15 protein-coding genes are annotated in these 17,586 nt (G+C 34.2%); 10 read left to right on the forward strand and 5 right to left on the reverse strand.

Annotation, left to right across the window (positions count from 1 at the left end; translation table 11 throughout):
- Positions 1–259: 259 nt before the first annotated feature.
- Together ACFVQC_RS08305 and ACFVQC_RS08310 are read left to right on the forward strand one after the other, a co-directional pair.
- Entirely contained in the window at positions 260–1,312 is a 1,053-nt protein-coding gene (locus ACFVQC_RS08305) for a pyruvate kinase (protein WP_377898069.1), read from the forward strand.
- 359 nt (positions 1,313–1,671) lie between these two features.
- Positions 1,672–1,947, forward strand: coding sequence for a DUF1292 domain-containing protein (locus tag ACFVQC_RS08310; protein ID WP_002110889.1), 276 nt, complete (start codon positions 1,672–1,674; stop codon positions 1,945–1,947).
- 214 nt (positions 1,948–2,161) lie between these two features.
- On the opposite strand, the gene ACFVQC_RS08315 is transcribed toward ACFVQC_RS08310, so the two are convergent.
- From ACFVQC_RS08315 to ACFVQC_RS08330, 4 genes are all read right to left on the reverse strand, one after another.
- A complete protein-coding gene (locus ACFVQC_RS08315; protein ID WP_377898071.1) occupies positions 2,162–2,632 on the reverse strand; it encodes an NUDIX hydrolase in 471 nt (156 codons plus the stop codon).
- 174 nt (positions 2,633–2,806) lie between these two features.
- Positions 2,807–3,184, reverse strand: a complete 378-nt coding sequence (locus ACFVQC_RS08320) for a hypothetical protein (RefSeq protein ID WP_377898073.1) — start codon at positions 3,182–3,184, stop codon at positions 2,807–2,809.
- Positions 3,185–3,518: 334 nt separating this feature from the next.
- On the reverse strand, positions 3,519–4,814 hold the full coding sequence (locus ACFVQC_RS08325; RefSeq protein ID WP_377898075.1) for a histidine--tRNA ligase: 1,296 nt from the start codon (positions 4,812–4,814) through the stop codon (positions 3,519–3,521).
- 277 nt (positions 4,815–5,091) lie between these two features.
- On the reverse strand, positions 5,092–6,885 hold the full coding sequence (locus ACFVQC_RS08330) for a response regulator (RefSeq protein ID WP_377898077.1): 1,794 nt from the start codon (positions 6,883–6,885) through the stop codon (positions 5,092–5,094).
- 269 nt (positions 6,886–7,154) lie between these two features.
- Here ACFVQC_RS08330 and ACFVQC_RS08335 point away from each other — a divergent pair, with 269 nt between their 5' ends.
- From ACFVQC_RS08335 to ACFVQC_RS08360, 6 genes are all read left to right on the forward strand, one after another.
- Complete coding sequence (locus ACFVQC_RS08335) at positions 7,155–9,317, forward strand: serine hydrolase domain-containing protein (RefSeq protein WP_377898078.1); 2,163 nt, start codon at positions 7,155–7,157, stop codon at positions 9,315–9,317.
- A gap of 225 nt (positions 9,318–9,542) precedes the next feature.
- Positions 9,543–10,019 carry a Cys-tRNA(Pro) deacylase gene (gene ybaK / locus ACFVQC_RS08340; RefSeq protein ID WP_377898080.1) on the forward strand — a complete coding sequence of 159 codons (477 nt, stop codon included), beginning with the start codon at positions 9,543–9,545 and terminating at the stop codon, positions 10,017–10,019.
- 648 nt (positions 10,020–10,667) lie between these two features.
- A complete protein-coding gene (locus ACFVQC_RS08345; RefSeq protein WP_377898082.1) occupies positions 10,668–10,850 on the forward strand; it encodes a hypothetical protein in 183 nt (60 codons plus the stop codon).
- Between the two features lie 187 nt (positions 10,851–11,037).
- Positions 11,038–11,904, forward strand: a complete 867-nt coding sequence (locus ACFVQC_RS08350; protein ID WP_377898084.1) for a PhzF family phenazine biosynthesis protein — start codon at positions 11,038–11,040, stop codon at positions 11,902–11,904.
- Between the two features lie 342 nt (positions 11,905–12,246).
- Positions 12,247–13,371, forward strand: a complete 1,125-nt coding sequence (locus tag ACFVQC_RS08355) for a helix-turn-helix domain-containing protein (protein WP_377898085.1) — start codon at positions 12,247–12,249, stop codon at positions 13,369–13,371.
- A gap of 16 nt (positions 13,372–13,387) precedes the next feature.
- On the forward strand, positions 13,388–14,413 hold the full coding sequence (locus ACFVQC_RS08360) for an alpha/beta hydrolase family protein (RefSeq protein WP_377898087.1): 1,026 nt from the start codon (positions 13,388–13,390) through the stop codon (positions 14,411–14,413).
- Between the two features lie 152 nt (positions 14,414–14,565).
- On the opposite strand, the gene ACFVQC_RS08365 is transcribed toward ACFVQC_RS08360, so the two are convergent.
- Positions 14,566–15,471: a DMT family transporter gene (locus ACFVQC_RS08365; RefSeq protein WP_377898089.1), complete on the reverse strand. Its 906-nt coding sequence runs from the start codon at positions 15,469–15,471 to the stop codon at positions 14,566–14,568.
- Between the two features lie 109 nt (positions 15,472–15,580).
- On the opposite strand from ACFVQC_RS08365, the gene pdxR reads away from it, so the two are divergent.
- Positions 15,581–16,972 (forward strand): MocR-like pyridoxine biosynthesis transcription factor PdxR, encoded by a 1,392-nt coding sequence (gene pdxR, locus ACFVQC_RS08370; protein ID WP_377898091.1) that lies wholly within the window; start codon positions 15,581–15,583, stop codon positions 16,970–16,972.
- 62 nt (positions 16,973–17,034) lie between these two features.
- A complete protein-coding gene (locus ACFVQC_RS08375) occupies positions 17,035–17,493 on the forward strand; it encodes a DUF2262 domain-containing protein (protein WP_377898093.1) in 459 nt (152 codons plus the stop codon).
- Positions 17,494–17,586: the final 93 nt, after the last annotated feature.

Below are 17,586 nucleotides of genomic sequence, written 5' to 3' on the forward strand. Positions count from 1 at the left end.
CATAGGTTGTTTTTCGATATCCCAATCTAACGTTCATATGTAAACAAGATTTATTATTAGTAGTACCCTATTGCCACGAAACTAACAATAACTATGGAGTCAAAATGCTTTACACGAAAAGTTAAATTTAAGCTACTTTTTCAGCAAAATCTTCTTCTCATATAGAACATCTTTGTATCCTTAAGTTATAAGGTCTTTCCTATAAAAAGAATCTTCTCTTTATTTTATGGGAAACATTAAAAAAAGGATGGTGGGGAAAATGACAATTGATCGAGTTTGTACAATTGGGCCAGCAAGTAATAATGAAGAAACATTAGCGCAGTTAATAAACAATGGTATGAAAATTGTACGGTTGAATTTATCACATGGCACGCATGAAAGTCATAAAGAAATCATTCGTTTAGTAAAATCGTTAGACGATTCTATTAAAATTCTAGGGGATGTACAAGGTCCTAAAATAAGATTGGGTGAAATGAAAGAGGAACAAATTACACTTGAAGTAGGGGAGTTATTTATTTTACATACTCATCCAGTTGAAGGGAATAAAGAAGAAGCAAGTGTTGATTATGTAGGGATTGCGAACGACGTGAAAGTTGGAAGTAGGATTCTTATTAATGATGGAGAAGTTGAGTTAATTGTTGAAAAGGTAAGTACGGACAAAATAGAAACAAGGATAAAAACAGGTGGAAATATTGCCTCTCATAAAGGGGTAAATTTACCAGGTGCAATTGTTAGTTTACCAGCTATTACAGAGAAAGATAAAAAAGATATTCAGTTTCTTTTAGAAGAGAATGTTGATTTTATTGCGTGTTCCTTTGTGCGAAAACCTAGTCATATAAAAGAAATACGGGATTTTATACAAGAGCATAAAGAAATTTCCCCGAGTTTAATTGCAAAAATAGAAACGATGGAAGCAACCGAGAATTTTCAAGACATATGCCAAGAAGCGGATGGCATTATGATCGCAAGGGGAGATTTAGGTGTGGAATTGCCGTATCAATTTATTCCACTGTTACAAAAAATGATGATTCGTGAGTGCAATCGAACGAATACATATGTAATTACAGCGACACAAATGCTTCAATCTATGGTAAATCACTCTATTCCTACAAGAGCTGAGGTAACTGATGTATTTCAGGCTGTACTCGACGGGACGAATGCTGTTATGCTTTCTGCTGAAAGTGCGTCAGGGGAGCATCCAATCGAAAGTGTGAAAACGTTACGTCTCGTTTCGGAATTCGCTGAGCATGTGAAAAAAGATGGGCCTTTTGCGATGAAAGATGTACTGGAATTGCTGCATAAGTCTCTATAGTTTATATAGAAGGATGTATCTCTCATCCTAAAAACGTACGGAAACATGAGGTGCCATTTTAGTATTTACTGACAGATTGAAAGGTGGCATGCCTGCTGCCTATATGAAAGAATCATTATGGAACATGGAGGTTTTTCGAAAATCGAAAGAAGGATTTTAAATTAGTTAATCCAGTTATCCAATTAAAAATATGTTCATTCCTATTCATAAATGATATCCTTATAGTTGAATACTTTTGCTGAATCAGCAAGAATTTGTTGTTCTTTCTGTATGAATTCAACTTTTTTATGGAAAGATATGTTAGTAAGTGTGCAATTTGAACGTTTTATTTTTTAGAGTATGATAGGAGGAGAATGAATATGGAAGCAATTGAAGTAGGCGAAGTTTTTAGTCTTAGCGATGAGAATAATGAAGAACAGGAAGTTGAAGTGCTTGGAGCGATGGATGTCGAAGGAGCAGAATACATTGCGGTTGCCTTTGTAGAAGACATTCAAACAGAAACAGAGGAAGACATTGATATCTTCTTTTTAAAAGTAGAAGAAGATAATGAATTCTCATACATAGAGAATGATGAGGTATTTGAAAAAGTATCTGCGGCGTTTGAGAAGATTATGGACGAGCAAGAACAAGAATAATAATAAAAATAGTTAGACAAAAGAGGGAGATGCATATCTGCCCTCTTTTTTTGTATATGGTTGAAAAATCTTTCTCTAATTTCTGTTTTTCAATCCACTATGAATCATAAACTTCTTTTGTGTTTGTGGAAGCTGCATCTAATAGAAGGGGTTCTACCACATGCCCATCAACTTAACCAAGTAATTTACATGGATAATTAATTTGAAAGTGTTTTTATCTAAATACACCTTTTCTTTTGGAAAGCCAATCTTCTAAGGCATCCTCGTGTTGTTTTGTGAATAATTTCGGTATTTGGTCTATTGGGAAGTATTTTAAATCTAAAGTTTCAATACCATCTACAGTAAGTTCCCCGTCAATTGGCTTGCATTGAAAACAATGAGTGATAATCTGAGCTTTATCTCCGTTCGGAAACTCACCAGAATATTTAGAGTAGACACCTATAAGATGTTCAACCTCAACATTTAATCCTGTCTCCTCAAGTATTTCTCGTTTAGCGGTTTCTTCAAGAGATTCTCCAAGTTCCATAGTACCACCTGGAAGACCCCACTCATTTCTATCTCCCCGTTTTTGTAAAAGAATTTCATTTCGTTCGTTATAAACAATACCTCCAGCAAAATTAAGAAATATTAAATCGTGCCCTACTTTTTCCCGAATATAACGAATGTAGTCCTTATTTGTAGTCATAAATTCCCTCCTATTTATATATAAAATACAAATTAATTATATATAAAAATAGAAGGAAATGGTAATAAAAATGATAGTATTCCTTATTCAACTAACCTGCCATGTAGTTGAATAAGGAACAGTGTATATCCTATACATGTTAGGTTGACATAACGCATCATTAGCGGAAGTTAATTATATTTTTCTACGTACTAAATAAAAAGCTAAGGACCCCATAATAACAGGTGCAACGAAATAAAAAAAATGTGAAAAAGAAAAATTAAAAGTAAAAAGGAATAGTGTAAGTGTATAGATAACTGATAGTCCTATAAATACAGGAATTCCAAATTGCAACTTTCTACATCGTTTGATTTTCCTATATAAGATTTCCCCAATTAGACAAGCTATAAGAGCTGGTATACTACCATAAATGACGATAGTTTTAATGAATCCAAATAAAACGTTCGGGTGAATAAAGCTAGGATTAAAAATATATGACATCAAGAACCATCCAAAAATAAAAGCAAACAGACTTGCAGCATAACTAATTACAAATTTTATCAACGTAATCATCCTCACAATTTCCTAATATACTCTTCATTGTATGACATAGCGTCCTATTATTGATAGCAAGAAAAAAGCGGATCCCTACTCTAAAAAGGCATCCACTCATTCATTATTTGCTTCTATACTTGTTTTGTTTTCTTTGCTCTTGCAAACTTCCAAAAAGCTACAAGTAGTATGAGGAGCGGTATTGTCTGAATGAAGAAAAATCCTTTCCAAATATAGTGGGTGAATGGATATGTTTTTGTGATTCACATCCAAGTGTCGCGATAATATTATTATGTAAACCGATTAGTTTTTTACTTATTCACTAAAAAAACCACCCAAATGAGGGTGGCACTTATTATATATAGTTATTAAATGTGTTATTTTCCAAGGAAGAAAGGGGAATCCTCAATTCAGTACCTTCTTTCATATTCCGCAGTACAACTGTTTCTGTACATAGTTCCTCTTCGCCAATTATAAGCACATACGGGATATTTTCTTTATTTGCATAGTTTAGGGCACGTTTCAATTTACGTCCGGCTAGTTCAAGTTCGACTTTTAAGGAAGTAGTAGAGCGCAATTGCTGGGCAATTTGTAAGCATTGTAATTCTGTCCCAAGTGGGATGATAAATAAATCCGTTGTAGATGATATTGTTTCTTTTTGTGATAGCGCTGTATAAATGACGTCTAAACCGAATGAAATACCGACTGTTGGATAGCTCATATTATCACCACGGAAGGCTCCAATAATATTATCGTAACGACCACCGCTACCGATGCTAGATGTAATCATGCCATCTTTTAGAAAGATTTCATACACAGTGCCTGTATACATTGTGAGTCCTCTTGCTAAAAATGGATTGAATATCGTATTTTCATTTATTCCGAGAGCGAGTAAGTATTGCTGCAATTGTTGTAATTCGTTTACTCCCTCGGTAACGAGTGTATTATTAAATGCTTCTTCAAATTCAGTAAGCTTAAACTCCATACAAGATAAAACGGTACTACATACTGACCCTACTGTTTGTACAGCGATTCCGCGCCCTAATAAATCTTTCTTTACACCATCAATCCCGATCTTTTCGATTTTATCCAATGATAAAATTACGTCACTCGTTAATTCGGTAGGGATGTTAATAGACTGGAGAATACCGTTTAATAATTTTTGATTATTATATTGAATCGTTACTTCTAAGTTTAACGTTCGGAATAGTTCAAATGCCATACTCATGAGTTCAGCTTCTGCCAGGACAGACTCTACACCGACTATATCAACATCACATTGAATGAACTCACGGAATCTTCCTTGTTTAATCGGACCATCTCGAAATACTTTACCAATTTCATAACGTTTAAAAGGGAGGCGGATGTTCGGATTCATCGCGACAACTTTTGCGAAGGGAATTGTTAAATCGTAACGTAAGGCAAGAGCGCGTTTTCCTTGATCTTGAAGTGTATATATTTCTTTTGAAATTTCATCACCACCACCGTATTTGTATGACATAAGATCATACATATTTAACGTTGGTGTTTCTAACGGTTTACATCCATAACGTTCAAACGTATCTTCACATGCTCGTTTAATTTTATTTCGCAATGCTTGCTCCTCGGGTAAATAGTCTTTTGTTCCTTTTACATTTTTCATTTCCACCATAATCACTCCTCTTTTAAATTAAAAAAAGCTATGCAGGTATAAAAATACCCACATAGCTTTATGAACGCTTCGTGGGTCAACAGGAAAAGCCCTGTACCCACGAAGAAAAATTTTTCTTCGGATACACGGCGTTACGTATGATGATGAAGTTGGAAAGAAGTATTGAAAGTACACATATGAAATCTCTCCTTAATAAGTTTTTTTCAAAGTATAACAGATGATTTTTGAAATATCGATATTTTCAGTTTTAAAGGGAAGCCTATTAATTCCACAGTAGCTACAAGATATCTTCTGTTCGTGCCATTTTTACCGCCTCTTCACGATTGCTGACACCTAGCTTTGAATAGAGATTTGAACAGTAATTACGGATCGTTCCTTCAGATAAAAATAGCTTAGCAGCAATAGATTTATAGCGTAATCCTTTTGATAGATGCTCTAAAATTTCCATTTCGCGTTTTGTAAGTCCGTACGGGTAAGTTTGTTTAGTCGATCCGATTTTTTCTAATTGCTCACGTTGAAGTTTCATTTCCTCGAAAACTCGTGTAGCAACCGATTGATCGATCCAAGTCCCACCATTATAAATAAGCTTCAAGGCTTCCTTCATTTCTTGTGGATGAATAGACTTCAACATGTAACCTTCAGCTCCATGCTCTAGTGCAGTTGCTGCTTGTAAGGAATCTTCAAATGTTGTCATAAGAACAATTTTCATATTAGGCCAACGTCGCTTCATTTCTAGTAAAGCTTCAATACCATTCATTTCTGGCATTTGAATGTCCATTAGTACAATGCCAGGCTGTAATTGTTCACATAGTTTTAAAGCTTCAGCTCCATCGTGTGCTTTACCAACAACAGTAAAATCAGTGTGATGCTCTAAAATTTGCTCTAAACTATTTGTAATAAGTTCCTGATCATCAACGACCAATAAGCGAATTATGTTATGTACAAACTCTGTTTGTAATGGAATATTACAAACGATGAATGTTCCTTGCTCAGTACTAGAATGAACAGATAATGTACCGTGAAATTGTTCAAGTCGTTCTTTCATTCCACTGAGGCCAAAGCCAAATTGAATTTCTTCCATTCCAATACCGTTATCTTCAATTTGCAATCGAAGTTGTTGTCCGTCGAAATGCAGTTGAACGGATATGGTGCTCGCTTTACCGTGCCGAACAGCGTTTGTTAACGACTCCTGAAGACAACGATATAGGCAAAAATTCACTTTTTGCATCACAAGAGTTTCATTGCCGATCGTACGAAATGTAACGGTTGTACCTGTAGATTTTATAAATTCTTCTGTTAATTGTTGCAGTGATTCACTTAATGAATTACTAAGTGGATTATGAGATAGCTCGTGTAGATGCTTTCGAATGTCATCTAGACTATGCTGAGCAATGCTGATAAGTGAATCAATTCTTTCAAACTGTGAATTCGGTACTGATGATTTTAGTGATGTGACGCCAGCGATGAGAGAAGTAAGTGTATGACCAATTGTGTCATGTAGCTCATGTGACAATCGATTACGCTCTTCTATGAGAGTAAGCTCTTCAATCCTTTTAATATGTTGTTCTAATAGTAGTTTTTGCTCTTCAATAATTCGAGATTGTTTATGATACTGAATTAATATATTAAAAGAAACGCCAATGGCAAAACCGATACTACAACTAACAATCATTTCGTATGGCGACCGCCCGGCAATCAAGGCGTTCAATAATGGGAATACAAATCCACAAAAAATACCGCTCCATATATAATTATTTTGATTACTACATAGGCCAATAGTGATTACGAGTAAAATGAAAGGCCAAAGTAAATTTGGGGCTACGGATGCTAAATAAAGATAAAAACAACCTGCGGTGATAATATCGAATGCAGGGTACCATTCTGTTTTCTTATATCGAATAATTAATGGTACAAGGTAAACGACAAAAGCGAGAGCAAGTACGATTATACTTGACGTATGAATGAATGATGGAAACATAAAATTAGTACCGATGATAATGAATAGCCAAAACGTTCGTACCAATATAAATATCCAATCATACCAAAACCATTTTTTGGTGAATGAGAACATAAATTATGCACCTACTTATATTTTAAGATTAATTATCTAATGATTCAGATTCATCATGTAACATATCTTTTAAATCGTCAATAGAAAGACAGACAACAAAGCATGTCATATGAAGCAGTTGACAGTTTATCACATGTTTTATGTGACAGAGGTGCACATAGTGTCACGAGTAAATTAAAGCATTTTGTCACTATGTTATTTAACAATATTGAAGTTAAGGTGAGGGAGTGAGGCAACAGAAAAATTCAAAATAATAGGAGCGATGTATAATGAAGTCATTTTTCTTAAAAAAAGGAACGGTCCTTACTTTAACAGGGACTATATTGGTTGGAGCGTTAGCGATACCTTCTCATGGAAACATACATGCGGTAAACAAAAAGATATCAACTGAGCAAGTTGTCGATAAAGCTGCCGATACAAAAAATATTCCAGGAGTCATTGTTACTGTGAAAAATGGAGAAGCTAGTTGGTCATATGCTTCTGGTGAAGCAAATATTGAGAGGAATCATAAGGTAGATGCTGACTCTGCTTTCAGGATCGGGAGCACAACGAAGACGTTTGTAGCTACAGTTGCATTGCAGCTTGCTGGAGAGAAGAAACTAAGTCTAGATGATACGGTTGAGAAATGGTTGCCGGGACTTATAAAAGGGAAAGGCTATGATGGTAACAAAATTACGATTCGTCAATTATTAAATCATACAAGCGGAATTGCAGATTACTTGACTCCAGATCTTAAAGCGAAATTAATAGAGAATCCAAGTAAGAATTATAGACCGGAACAATTAATTTCCCGTGCCTTAGAATTAGAACCGGTAAAAGGCTGGTCATACTCGAATACGAATATGGTTATTGTAGGATTGATTATTCAGAAGATAACAGGGGAATCATATACCGAGCAGATAAAAAAACGAATTATTGAACCTCTTAGTTTAAAAGAAACAGTCCTTCCTGGAAGTTCGATGGATATTCCGAAAAAAAATGCCCGTGGCTACTTGAATACGGGAGATAAATTAGTAGATATTACTTTGTTTAATCCATCAGTTGCTAATGCTAGTGGTGAAATGATTTCGACAGGAGAAAATATGACAACGTTCTTCCGTGCCTTATTAAGTGGTAAACTACTGACACCGGAGATACAGAAGGAAATGGTGACTAACACAGTTGATACCCCATTAGGAAAGTATGGGCTTGGCATTCACGCAACAAAATTGCCAGACGGTACTGAAGTATGGGGACATGGTGGTGGTATTCCTGGTTTTACTAACTTTGCTGGTGGAACGGAAGATGGTCAACATGTTATCTCGATAAATATTAATGTATTAGGAGCAGAAAAACAGATTAACAATATATTAGCTTCAGAATTTGCTGAAAAATCAAAAAAGGAACCTACGGATAAGGAAAAGAAAAGTAATCATAGAGAAGAAGTTAAATACGTAATGGATCGAGTAGTAACGAATAAAAAAATCCCAAGTGTTATAGCTGGCGGATTAAAGGATGGAAAGCGGTGGTCTTATGCTACAGGGACGGCAAGTTATGAAATACCACGCCCAGTGGAACCGAATTTTTCATTTCGTATCGGAAGTATCACTAAGACATTCACAGCTTCTGTTGTACTGCAATTGGCTGAAGAGAAACAATTAAATCTTGATGATTCAGTCGAAAAATGGTTACCAGGAGTCGTACAGGGTAACGGATATGATGGAAATAAAATTACAATTCGTCAGTTGTTGAATCATACAAGTGGAATTGCAACCAATATAGATAAGGATATGCGAGATTTTACACTGCCCCAAAACCCATTTCGTTACTATAGTACCGATGAACTTATCAGTTTAGCACTTGCGAAGCCGCCTGTATTTGCACCAGGGGAGGGCTGGGACTATTCGAACACAAATACTGTTATAGCTGGGAAGATTATTCAAAAGGTAACAGGAGATACGTATGCGGAGCAAATTAGAAAAAGATTCATTGAGCCACTGGGGTTAAAAGAGACATTCGTAATGGAAGCAAGTCCGCACATACCAGGTGAACATGCTACAGGATACAATATGGATAGATCGGGTCGTTTATATGATTTGACAGAAATAAATCAGTCATGGGCGAATGCAGCTGGAGATATGGTTTCAACAGTGAAAGATTTGACTACCTTCTTCAGTGCACTGTTGGGTGGAAAGCTTCTAAATCAAGAGCTAATGGATCAGATGTTTAAAACAGTAGATTCACCTATAGGTAAGGTTGGACTAGGAATATATGAAGAAAAAACACCGGACGGACAATCATATTGGGGGCATGCTGGTGGGACTTATGGATTTGAAACGAGGGTCGGTGGACCTATTGGAGGAGAGCATATTTTAGTAACTGCTATCAATGCAGTAGGTCCGGAGGTTATTGAGGGGAGGGATAAAATATTTAATAAGGAGTTTGGACGTTAAATGTAAAACCGACATCAAGCCTTTTATTTGAAGGTGAGAGTCGGTTTTCTTTTTGCTCTCTTAGTACCTTTAAGTTGAGGATGTTTAGAGTCAAAGCCTAATAATTAAAGTTTTACTTTAAATTGAACAATATGTGAAGTTTTGTAGGAGAATTTGAAAAAGGTGTATAATAAAAGGAAAATTAATGATGTGAAATAAATTTCTATGTATTAAAAGGAGAGCCTAATGAAAAAAGATAAAACTAATGCGATGCGAATATTAGATAAAGAAAAAATTGAATATTCCATGATGTCATACGATCCAAACGACGGGAAAATTGATGGAGTATCAGTAGCGGAGAAAATTGGACGAGAAGTGAGAGAAGTATATAAAACACTTGTCGCTCAAGGGAATAGTAAAGATTATCATGTGTTCATTATCCCGGTAGATGAGGAACTAAATTTAAAAGCAGCCGCAAAAGCGGTAAGTGAAAAGAAGATTGAAATGATTCCTGTTAAAGATATTACAAAAGTGTCAGGGTATATTCGCGGCGGTTGTTCACCAGTAGGGATGAAGAAGTTATTTTCTACATGTATTGATGAGAGCGCCCAATCACTTGAAACAATCATTGTAAGCGGCGGGAAAATTGGTGCACAAATTGAGCTTAAAGTGGATGATTTAGCGAAAGTGACGAGAGCGCAGTTTGGTGAAGTAACGAAGTAAATATACATAGGGAAAGAAGTTCTAGTTTTATTAAATTCAGATAATAATTTATAGGATAGTTAGTCCATTATGAGGGCGGATTATCCTTTTTTATTTACATAATGAATGAAATAAAAAGAGATTGAATTTTTAGTTTAATCAGTATAATATGGATGTGTAATTTTAATCATTTGTTTGGCTCTAGGAGGAGTACAATGCCTCGTTGCAAGGACTTTAAATAAACAAGCAGAGTTACTTTTAAAGATAGACAAAGGACGGGAGAGTGTTTTAATGAGGGTTCAAGAAATACCCATAAGAAAGCACATATTGGGGGATGCCAGTTTTTTGGCTAATCCAGTAACAAACAAGAGCCCTAAAACCGTGCCAGGATAGGAATGTATAAAAAAATGTATAGATTCATAGAACTAAAAAAGAAGGTTCCCTTGTGAGTGCAGGGTTCTCCTTTTTCCTTGCTACCGATAATGAGACGTTACGTTAACTGATCATCTATACAATATGCAACTAAAATCAAACAACATATCATCTCTCTCAAATGGTAAAATAGGGAAAAAGGATATTCTAAATAATACCTTTAGAAACCACTATTTATCACATAGAAGTTACCGAAAAAAAGAGATGAAAAAGAAAAAAAGTAAAGGGGGGGCATAAGTGAAATATATTAATGGATTGTACATATCACTTATATTGATGATGTTCATTAATTTACTTAATATTACAATGTTTGATAATAAATACTCAGGGATAACAATGTATATCTCTTCCGTTATATTCACAATTGGAAGCGCATTTTTCATAAATGCAAAACGGCTTAAAAGTAGTGAGAAAAAATAAAACCTCTTGCAACTCAAAATCACTTAAGTCCTCCAGTTAAACAATCTGAAGGACTTTTAATAATTTTCTAAATACATTGAGTCCCGATAATAGGACGTTATGTTAATTAGGGATGTATGGAATGTACATGTCACTTTTTATATCTACAACATGATATACTGGGAAAAAAGGGAAAGAAGTGATTGGATTGAAGATTAAAACATATATGTTAAACGCCTTCACTAAAAATACAAAAGGTGGGAATCCAGCTGGGGTTGTTTTAGACACAAAGGATCTTACAACAAAAGATATGCAAGCTATTGCAAACAAACTAAATTTCTCCGAAACTGCCTTTGTACTTCTTTCTGTAAATTCAGATTACGAAATTAAATATTTCACACCAAATGAAGAAGTTGCCATATGTGGACATGCTACAATTGCCACTTTTTCCTTATTAGCCCAAATGAAAGAAAAAAATTCAAAAGTGTATACAATAAAGACTAAAGCGGGGATGCTTAACGTAAAAATTGACGAAAATAAAATGATATCTTTACAACAAAATCTCCCTGATTTCCTTACAACACTTCCTTGTAAAGAAATTATTGAATCTTTAAATCTAGATGAAGAACAACTAATACCTGATATGCCTATTCAAATCGTATCTACAGGTTTACACGATATTATTATACCTGTCAGAAAACTTTCAGACCTGTTAAAGATTATTCCTGATATGAAGAGGATTGCTGAAATAAGTAAGAAATATAATGTAATTGGTTATCATGTATTTACACTGGAAACACTATATAATTCTACAGCTCATTGCAGAAACTTTGCACCTTTGTTTAATGTTCCAGAAGAAAGTGCCACTGGTACATCAAATGCAGCACTAGCATGTTATTTAATAAAACAAAATAAAAATTTTAAAAAACATAATACCTTCACTTTTGAGCAAGGATATGTAATGGATCAGCCTTCAGAGATTATTGTAAATGTATCAACTGATTTTAATAATATTACAGATGTTCACGTAGGAGGCTTTACTTCTAATTTTCAAGAAAAATATATTATTATTTAAGAAAAATAACTTCCACTTTCGAAAATTATGTAAATAAGCTGTTCACTGGATTCTCATAGAAAACTGTGGTGAGATGAAATTTTTGATTTTGAAGCACTTCAAAATCTTAGCTAGATGGCTATGTATCGGTACCTCACAAATCAAAGGCAGGAACATATCAAATATGTTCCTGCCTTTGATTTTATTAAGTTTAACATCTATGACCTAAATATAATAAAATTTGGAGCTTCTTTTTATGTTAGAGAGATGTTTCCTAACAGTTGATTTTGTTAACGAAAGTCGACTCTAAATCCATATTTTATGTGGAATAAAGAACATATAATAAAAGTATGAGGTGATACAGTGAGAGAGATTCATATTCATAAAATCATTGCGGATAAGAGAAAAGAAAAGGGAATTACACAGGAAGAGTTAGCGGTGTATATCGGTATTACGAAAGCATCTGTTTCCAAATGGGAGACGGGACAGAGTTATCCGGATATTACATTTTTACCACTGTTAGCATCGTACTTTAACATAAGTATAGATGAATTAATCTGTTATACACCGCAAATGGGACAGGAAGATATTAAAAATTTATATCATAGACTAGCGGAAGCTTTTAGTGAAGAACCGTTTGATGAAGTAATGATAGAGTGCAGAGAAATAATTAAAAAATATTATTCTTGTTTTCCATTATTACTTCAAATGGGACTACTTTTTATTAACCACCATATGTTAACAGAGGATACGGATAAAAGAACTGAAATTTTAGAAGAGGCGATGTATCTCTTTAGCAGGGTGCAGGGAGAAAGTGAAGATGTTTCTCTTGTGAAAGAGGCAGTATCGTTTCAAGCAACTTGCTATCTTATACTCAATAGACCAAATGAGGTGCTTCAATTACTTGGCGAAACGATACGTCCTAACTTTCCAGAGGAAGATCTAATCGCGCAGGCGTATCAAATGCTTGGAAATACTGAGAAGGCGAATGAAATGATGCAAATTAGTATGTATCAACATTTAATACAACTCGTTGCAACAATACCGAATTATGTAGTAGTAAATGCCTCAAACGCTGAAAAGGTAGAGGTAATTTTAAATAAAGCTTTTATGTTAATAGACATGTATGAAATAGAAAAACTACATCCTAATATGACTTTAAAAGTATACTATGCTGCTGCACAAGTATATTGTATGCAAGAAAATTTTGAAGGTTCATTAGAAATGCTACGGAAATATGCAGCAGTTTGTGCGGATAGCTTCACAGTAAATAGTCTGCATTTACACGGCGATTCATATTTTGATGCGATTGATGGATGGTTTGCAGAATTTCCACTCGGTGCTAAAACGGTTAGAAATGAAGAGATTATAAAGCGAAGCATGCTACAAGGTATTGCAGAGAACCCGATTTTCGCATCGATGAAAGACTTACTAGAGTATAAAAATATGATAGCGAGTTTGAAGTTTAAATTGGATATAAAAGAATAGAGGGAGGATAAATATAATGACTTTTGATGAATATGAAGTAGTGATAAATAGTGAATTTACTTTGCGCGGTACGATTACAAAGCCAAAAGCTGACGGGAAGTATGCTGCTGTTGTAATTATCGCTGGATCTGGAGAAGTTGATCGTGATGGAACGATAGTGCCACTGAATATGAAAGGGAATATGTATAAAGACTTGGCACATCTGATTACAAATCTCGGAGTAGTTACATTACGTTTTGATAAACGTGGTGTTGGAGCAAGTAGGGGTGAATTTATGAAAGCTGGGATGTGGGATTTAGTATCCGATATAGAAGCTGTTATTACGTATTTGAAAGAGCAACCATTTGTTGATCCGGAAAATATCATTTTAGCTGGTCATAGTGAAGGTTGTATGTTAGCGACTGTAGTAAACGCAAGAACACCAGTTAATGGGCTCATACTTCTTACAGGAGCTGCGGAATCGTTAGAAGAAGCTACTAAAAGACAAAGAGAGATTATTTATAAAGAGTTAAAAGAGCAAAAAGGAATAAAAGGAAAGTTAATGCGTCTTCTCAATATTGAGAAACGGGGAGAAAAGCAGGCGCAAAAAGCAACAGAGAAAATGATAAACTCCAAAAAAGATATTGTTAAAATTGGTTTTAAGCCAATGAATGCAAAATGGCTTAGAGAGCATTTTCAGCATGACATTTATAAAGATTTAATGAAAGTAAAATGTCCAGTACTAGCAATTGCTGGTGATAAAGACTTTCAGACAAATCCTGAAAAAGCGAAGCGAATTGGTAATTATGTTAAGGGTGATTTTGAAGTATATGTAATAAAAAATATGGATCATACGTTAAAATATTTTGAAGGTGATTTTAAAGCGTTAGAATTTAAAAAGATTTATGCGGAAGGTGCAGATAAGCCGCTTCATCCGAAGTTGGAAGAAATTATTGTGAATTGGATGGATGCGCGTTTTATCTCGCAATATGCGGGAGATAAGACTCTTACATCAAAATTAGACACACATAAGGAAGTTGAAGGGGAAAGTAACTACCTGTAAAAGTCTGATTAGTGTGGGTTAATAATTAGTGGGGATACCCCACTAATTATTAAATTTGTATTTAGAAACGTCCGCAAAACGATAGTTTAAATATTTTACAGTTATTTATTAGAATATAGCTCGATTTTTAAGTGTAAAATACTTATTTCTTCTTAATTAACCCTTTTTAGAGGTAATTTCGTAACTTGCTTTCGAGTTCTAAGTCCTAATGCGATAGCAGCGCCAATACAGCTGAAAAAACAACCAGCAAACAAATAAAATGATGGATCCGAATCACCAATTAAAACGGAAGCTATTCCTCCAATTAGAGGGAAAAGTGCCACCATATATCCGCTTCGAGCTCCTCCAATTTTTTCTACAAGTTTCAAATAGAATAACCAAGCTACAAATGAAGCAAACAGAGTTAAATAGAGCAACATAAATAAATATGAAAACGATGTGGGGAATGTAAATTCTTGTCCTTGAAATAATACAATTACTCCCATCAATATACTACCGACTGTAAATCCAATAGCATTTGCATAGATAGGGTTCACCTTGTGACTTGCATTTCGTGCCGAGCTGGCATCACCTATTGCTGTAAGAATCGTACCTAAGATTGCGACCATAATTCCTTTTATATCATTGAAACCTTGAAAATTATTTAAATTCGGATAGATGAGAATGCATACTCCTAATACACCTAAAATTCCTCCAAAAAAAACGCGTGAATGTAACTTTTCTTTTAAAAAAATTCGAAGAGCGATTGGGGTCAAAATCACCTTTAATGAAAAAATTAACGTTACAATTGCCGCAGAACTTAAAATTGTAGCGTAATAAAGGCATAAATAGCTTAATGCAAAGTTACATACACCAAAAATCACTATAAATGGAATATCTTTTTTTGTTGGCATCCCTCTTGGTCGAAGGAACCAAATAAGAATCAAAAATAAAAAAGCTGTCATAACCAAACGATAAGTTAAGGATAGTTCTAGGCTTACAGGAGTTCCTTGAATTTTTACTGCAATAAAGTTGAGTCCCCATACAATCAAACAAAATATGTACATAAATATTGTCATAAACTTTCTCCTAGATTAAATTTTGTATGAATTCATTATTTATTTATACTGTCATTTCTAAAAGGTACAGTTTACAATAAATACAAATGACAGATGAGGTATTACATAAGTGAAGGAACTAATATTTAATATAAATCGAAAAAGTAAAAATCCTATGTATCAACAAGTTTATCAATATATACGCGCTCAAATTTTATCTGGTAAATTAGAAAAGGGTAAAAAGTTGCCTTCAATTAGACAACTTGCTATCCAATTAGAGGTCAGCAGAAACACAACTCAGGTAGCCTATGAACAACTACAATCGGAAGGATATATTCGAAGTGAGCACAAAAAAGGTTTTTTTGTAGAGGCTATTATATCGGATGAAACACTTAATTATGAAACTATTAGAGAACAACATCATGAAACAAATCATACTGCCATGAAAACTATTGATTTTAAGATTGGAACAGTGGATCAAGAAAACTTCCCTTTGAAAAAATGGAGAATGATTACAAACAAAATCATTAAAGACTCTAGTATGTTTTCATACGGAGAAAAACAAGGCGACATTAAATTAAGGAAGGCACTAGCGGATTACTTATTTCAATCAAGAGGAGTTAATACTTCTGCAGAACAAATTATTATTGGTAGTAGCACACAGTATTTGTTATTACTTTTGTCACTGTTGCTAAAGCAAGACTATCGGTATCTGGCGGTAGAAGACCCTGGATATAATGTGGCAAGGGAACTATTTGTTCTTCAATCATTTATTATTGATCCAATCCCAGTAAAAGAACGAGGCATTGAAGTCGATTGCCTATTAAAATCGCCTTCTAGAATTTTATATGTCACTCCTACTCATCATTTTCCATATGGAGTGACCATCCCAGTCAGTGAAAGATTAAAATTAATTGAATGGGCAAAAAGGGTGGGGGGATATATTATTGAGGACGATTATGATAGTGAATTTCGATATATTCATCAACCTATACCGTCTCTTCAAAGTTTAGATTCTAATGATAGGGTGATTTATTTAGGAACTTTTTCAAAAGCACTACTACCCTCTATCCGTGTCAGTTATATGATTTTGCCTAGGAGATTAATAAATGAATATAAAAAGATACTTCCTTTACTTGAACAAACATCCTCATCTATTCACCAGCGAACATTGGCGACCTTTATTGATGAAGGATATTGGTACTCGCATTTAAGGAAGATGAAAGCTTTGTATAAACGTAAAATGAATCTATTGAATAGGGAATTATCAAAACATTTTAAGGAGTATGCCAAAATAAAAGGTGGTAGCTCCGGGATTTTTGTTGTTATTGAAGTGAAAACAGAAATGAGTGAAAAAATGCTAATTAAAAGGGCATATGAACATGGAATTATAGTTTATCCTTGTTCAAAATATTTTTCAAAATACATACCACAATATCCGCATATTAAACTTGTATTGGGTGATTTGTGTGAAAAAAAGATAATAGAAGGAGTTTCTCAATTAGCAAAAATTTGGCTGTAATTTTGATATAACTACTTTAAATATAACAGTATTTCTTTCACATATAGAAAGGAAATGAGATCATGGAAAAATCAATAAAAAGTGAATTGATTGGAATGTTTATCTTTAATGAAACTTTTCATACATATGAACAAAACGAAGGAAAAGTACATTGGGAATTGGATATTAGAAATGAACGTGTACATGTACATGAAATGATGAAAAGAGCAGAAAAGCTTTATATATGTTTAGAAGAATTTGATAAAAAAGCTAAGGTCGCTATAGCGGAAGAATTAATAGAGTATAAAAATGATTTTTGGCCTGAATATGATGAGAATGATGAACATTTAGATTGGGATGCTGTAGATGCAGGAGAATATGATATGACGAAAGAAACATTTGAGCAGTCTATTACTCTTATGGACATTGTAATTAGAGAAAATGATATATATTGCGAATATAATGATGGAGATTTATTTGGTGGACATAGAATCCATGCTTCTTTTGACAATGAGTACAATCTATTAGAGGCCGGGATTTAGTTTTGAGAGATGAAAGTGAAAAGGATTGATTACAATAATCAATCCTTTTTTCATTATTAATATAAGATAACGGTGAAATAATAGGTAGAGAGT

This window comes from Bacillus sp. NPDC057893, assembly GCF_042796455.1.
In the GTDB taxonomy this organism is placed as follows: domain Bacteria; phylum Bacillota; class Bacilli; order Bacillales; family Bacillaceae_G; genus Bacillus_A.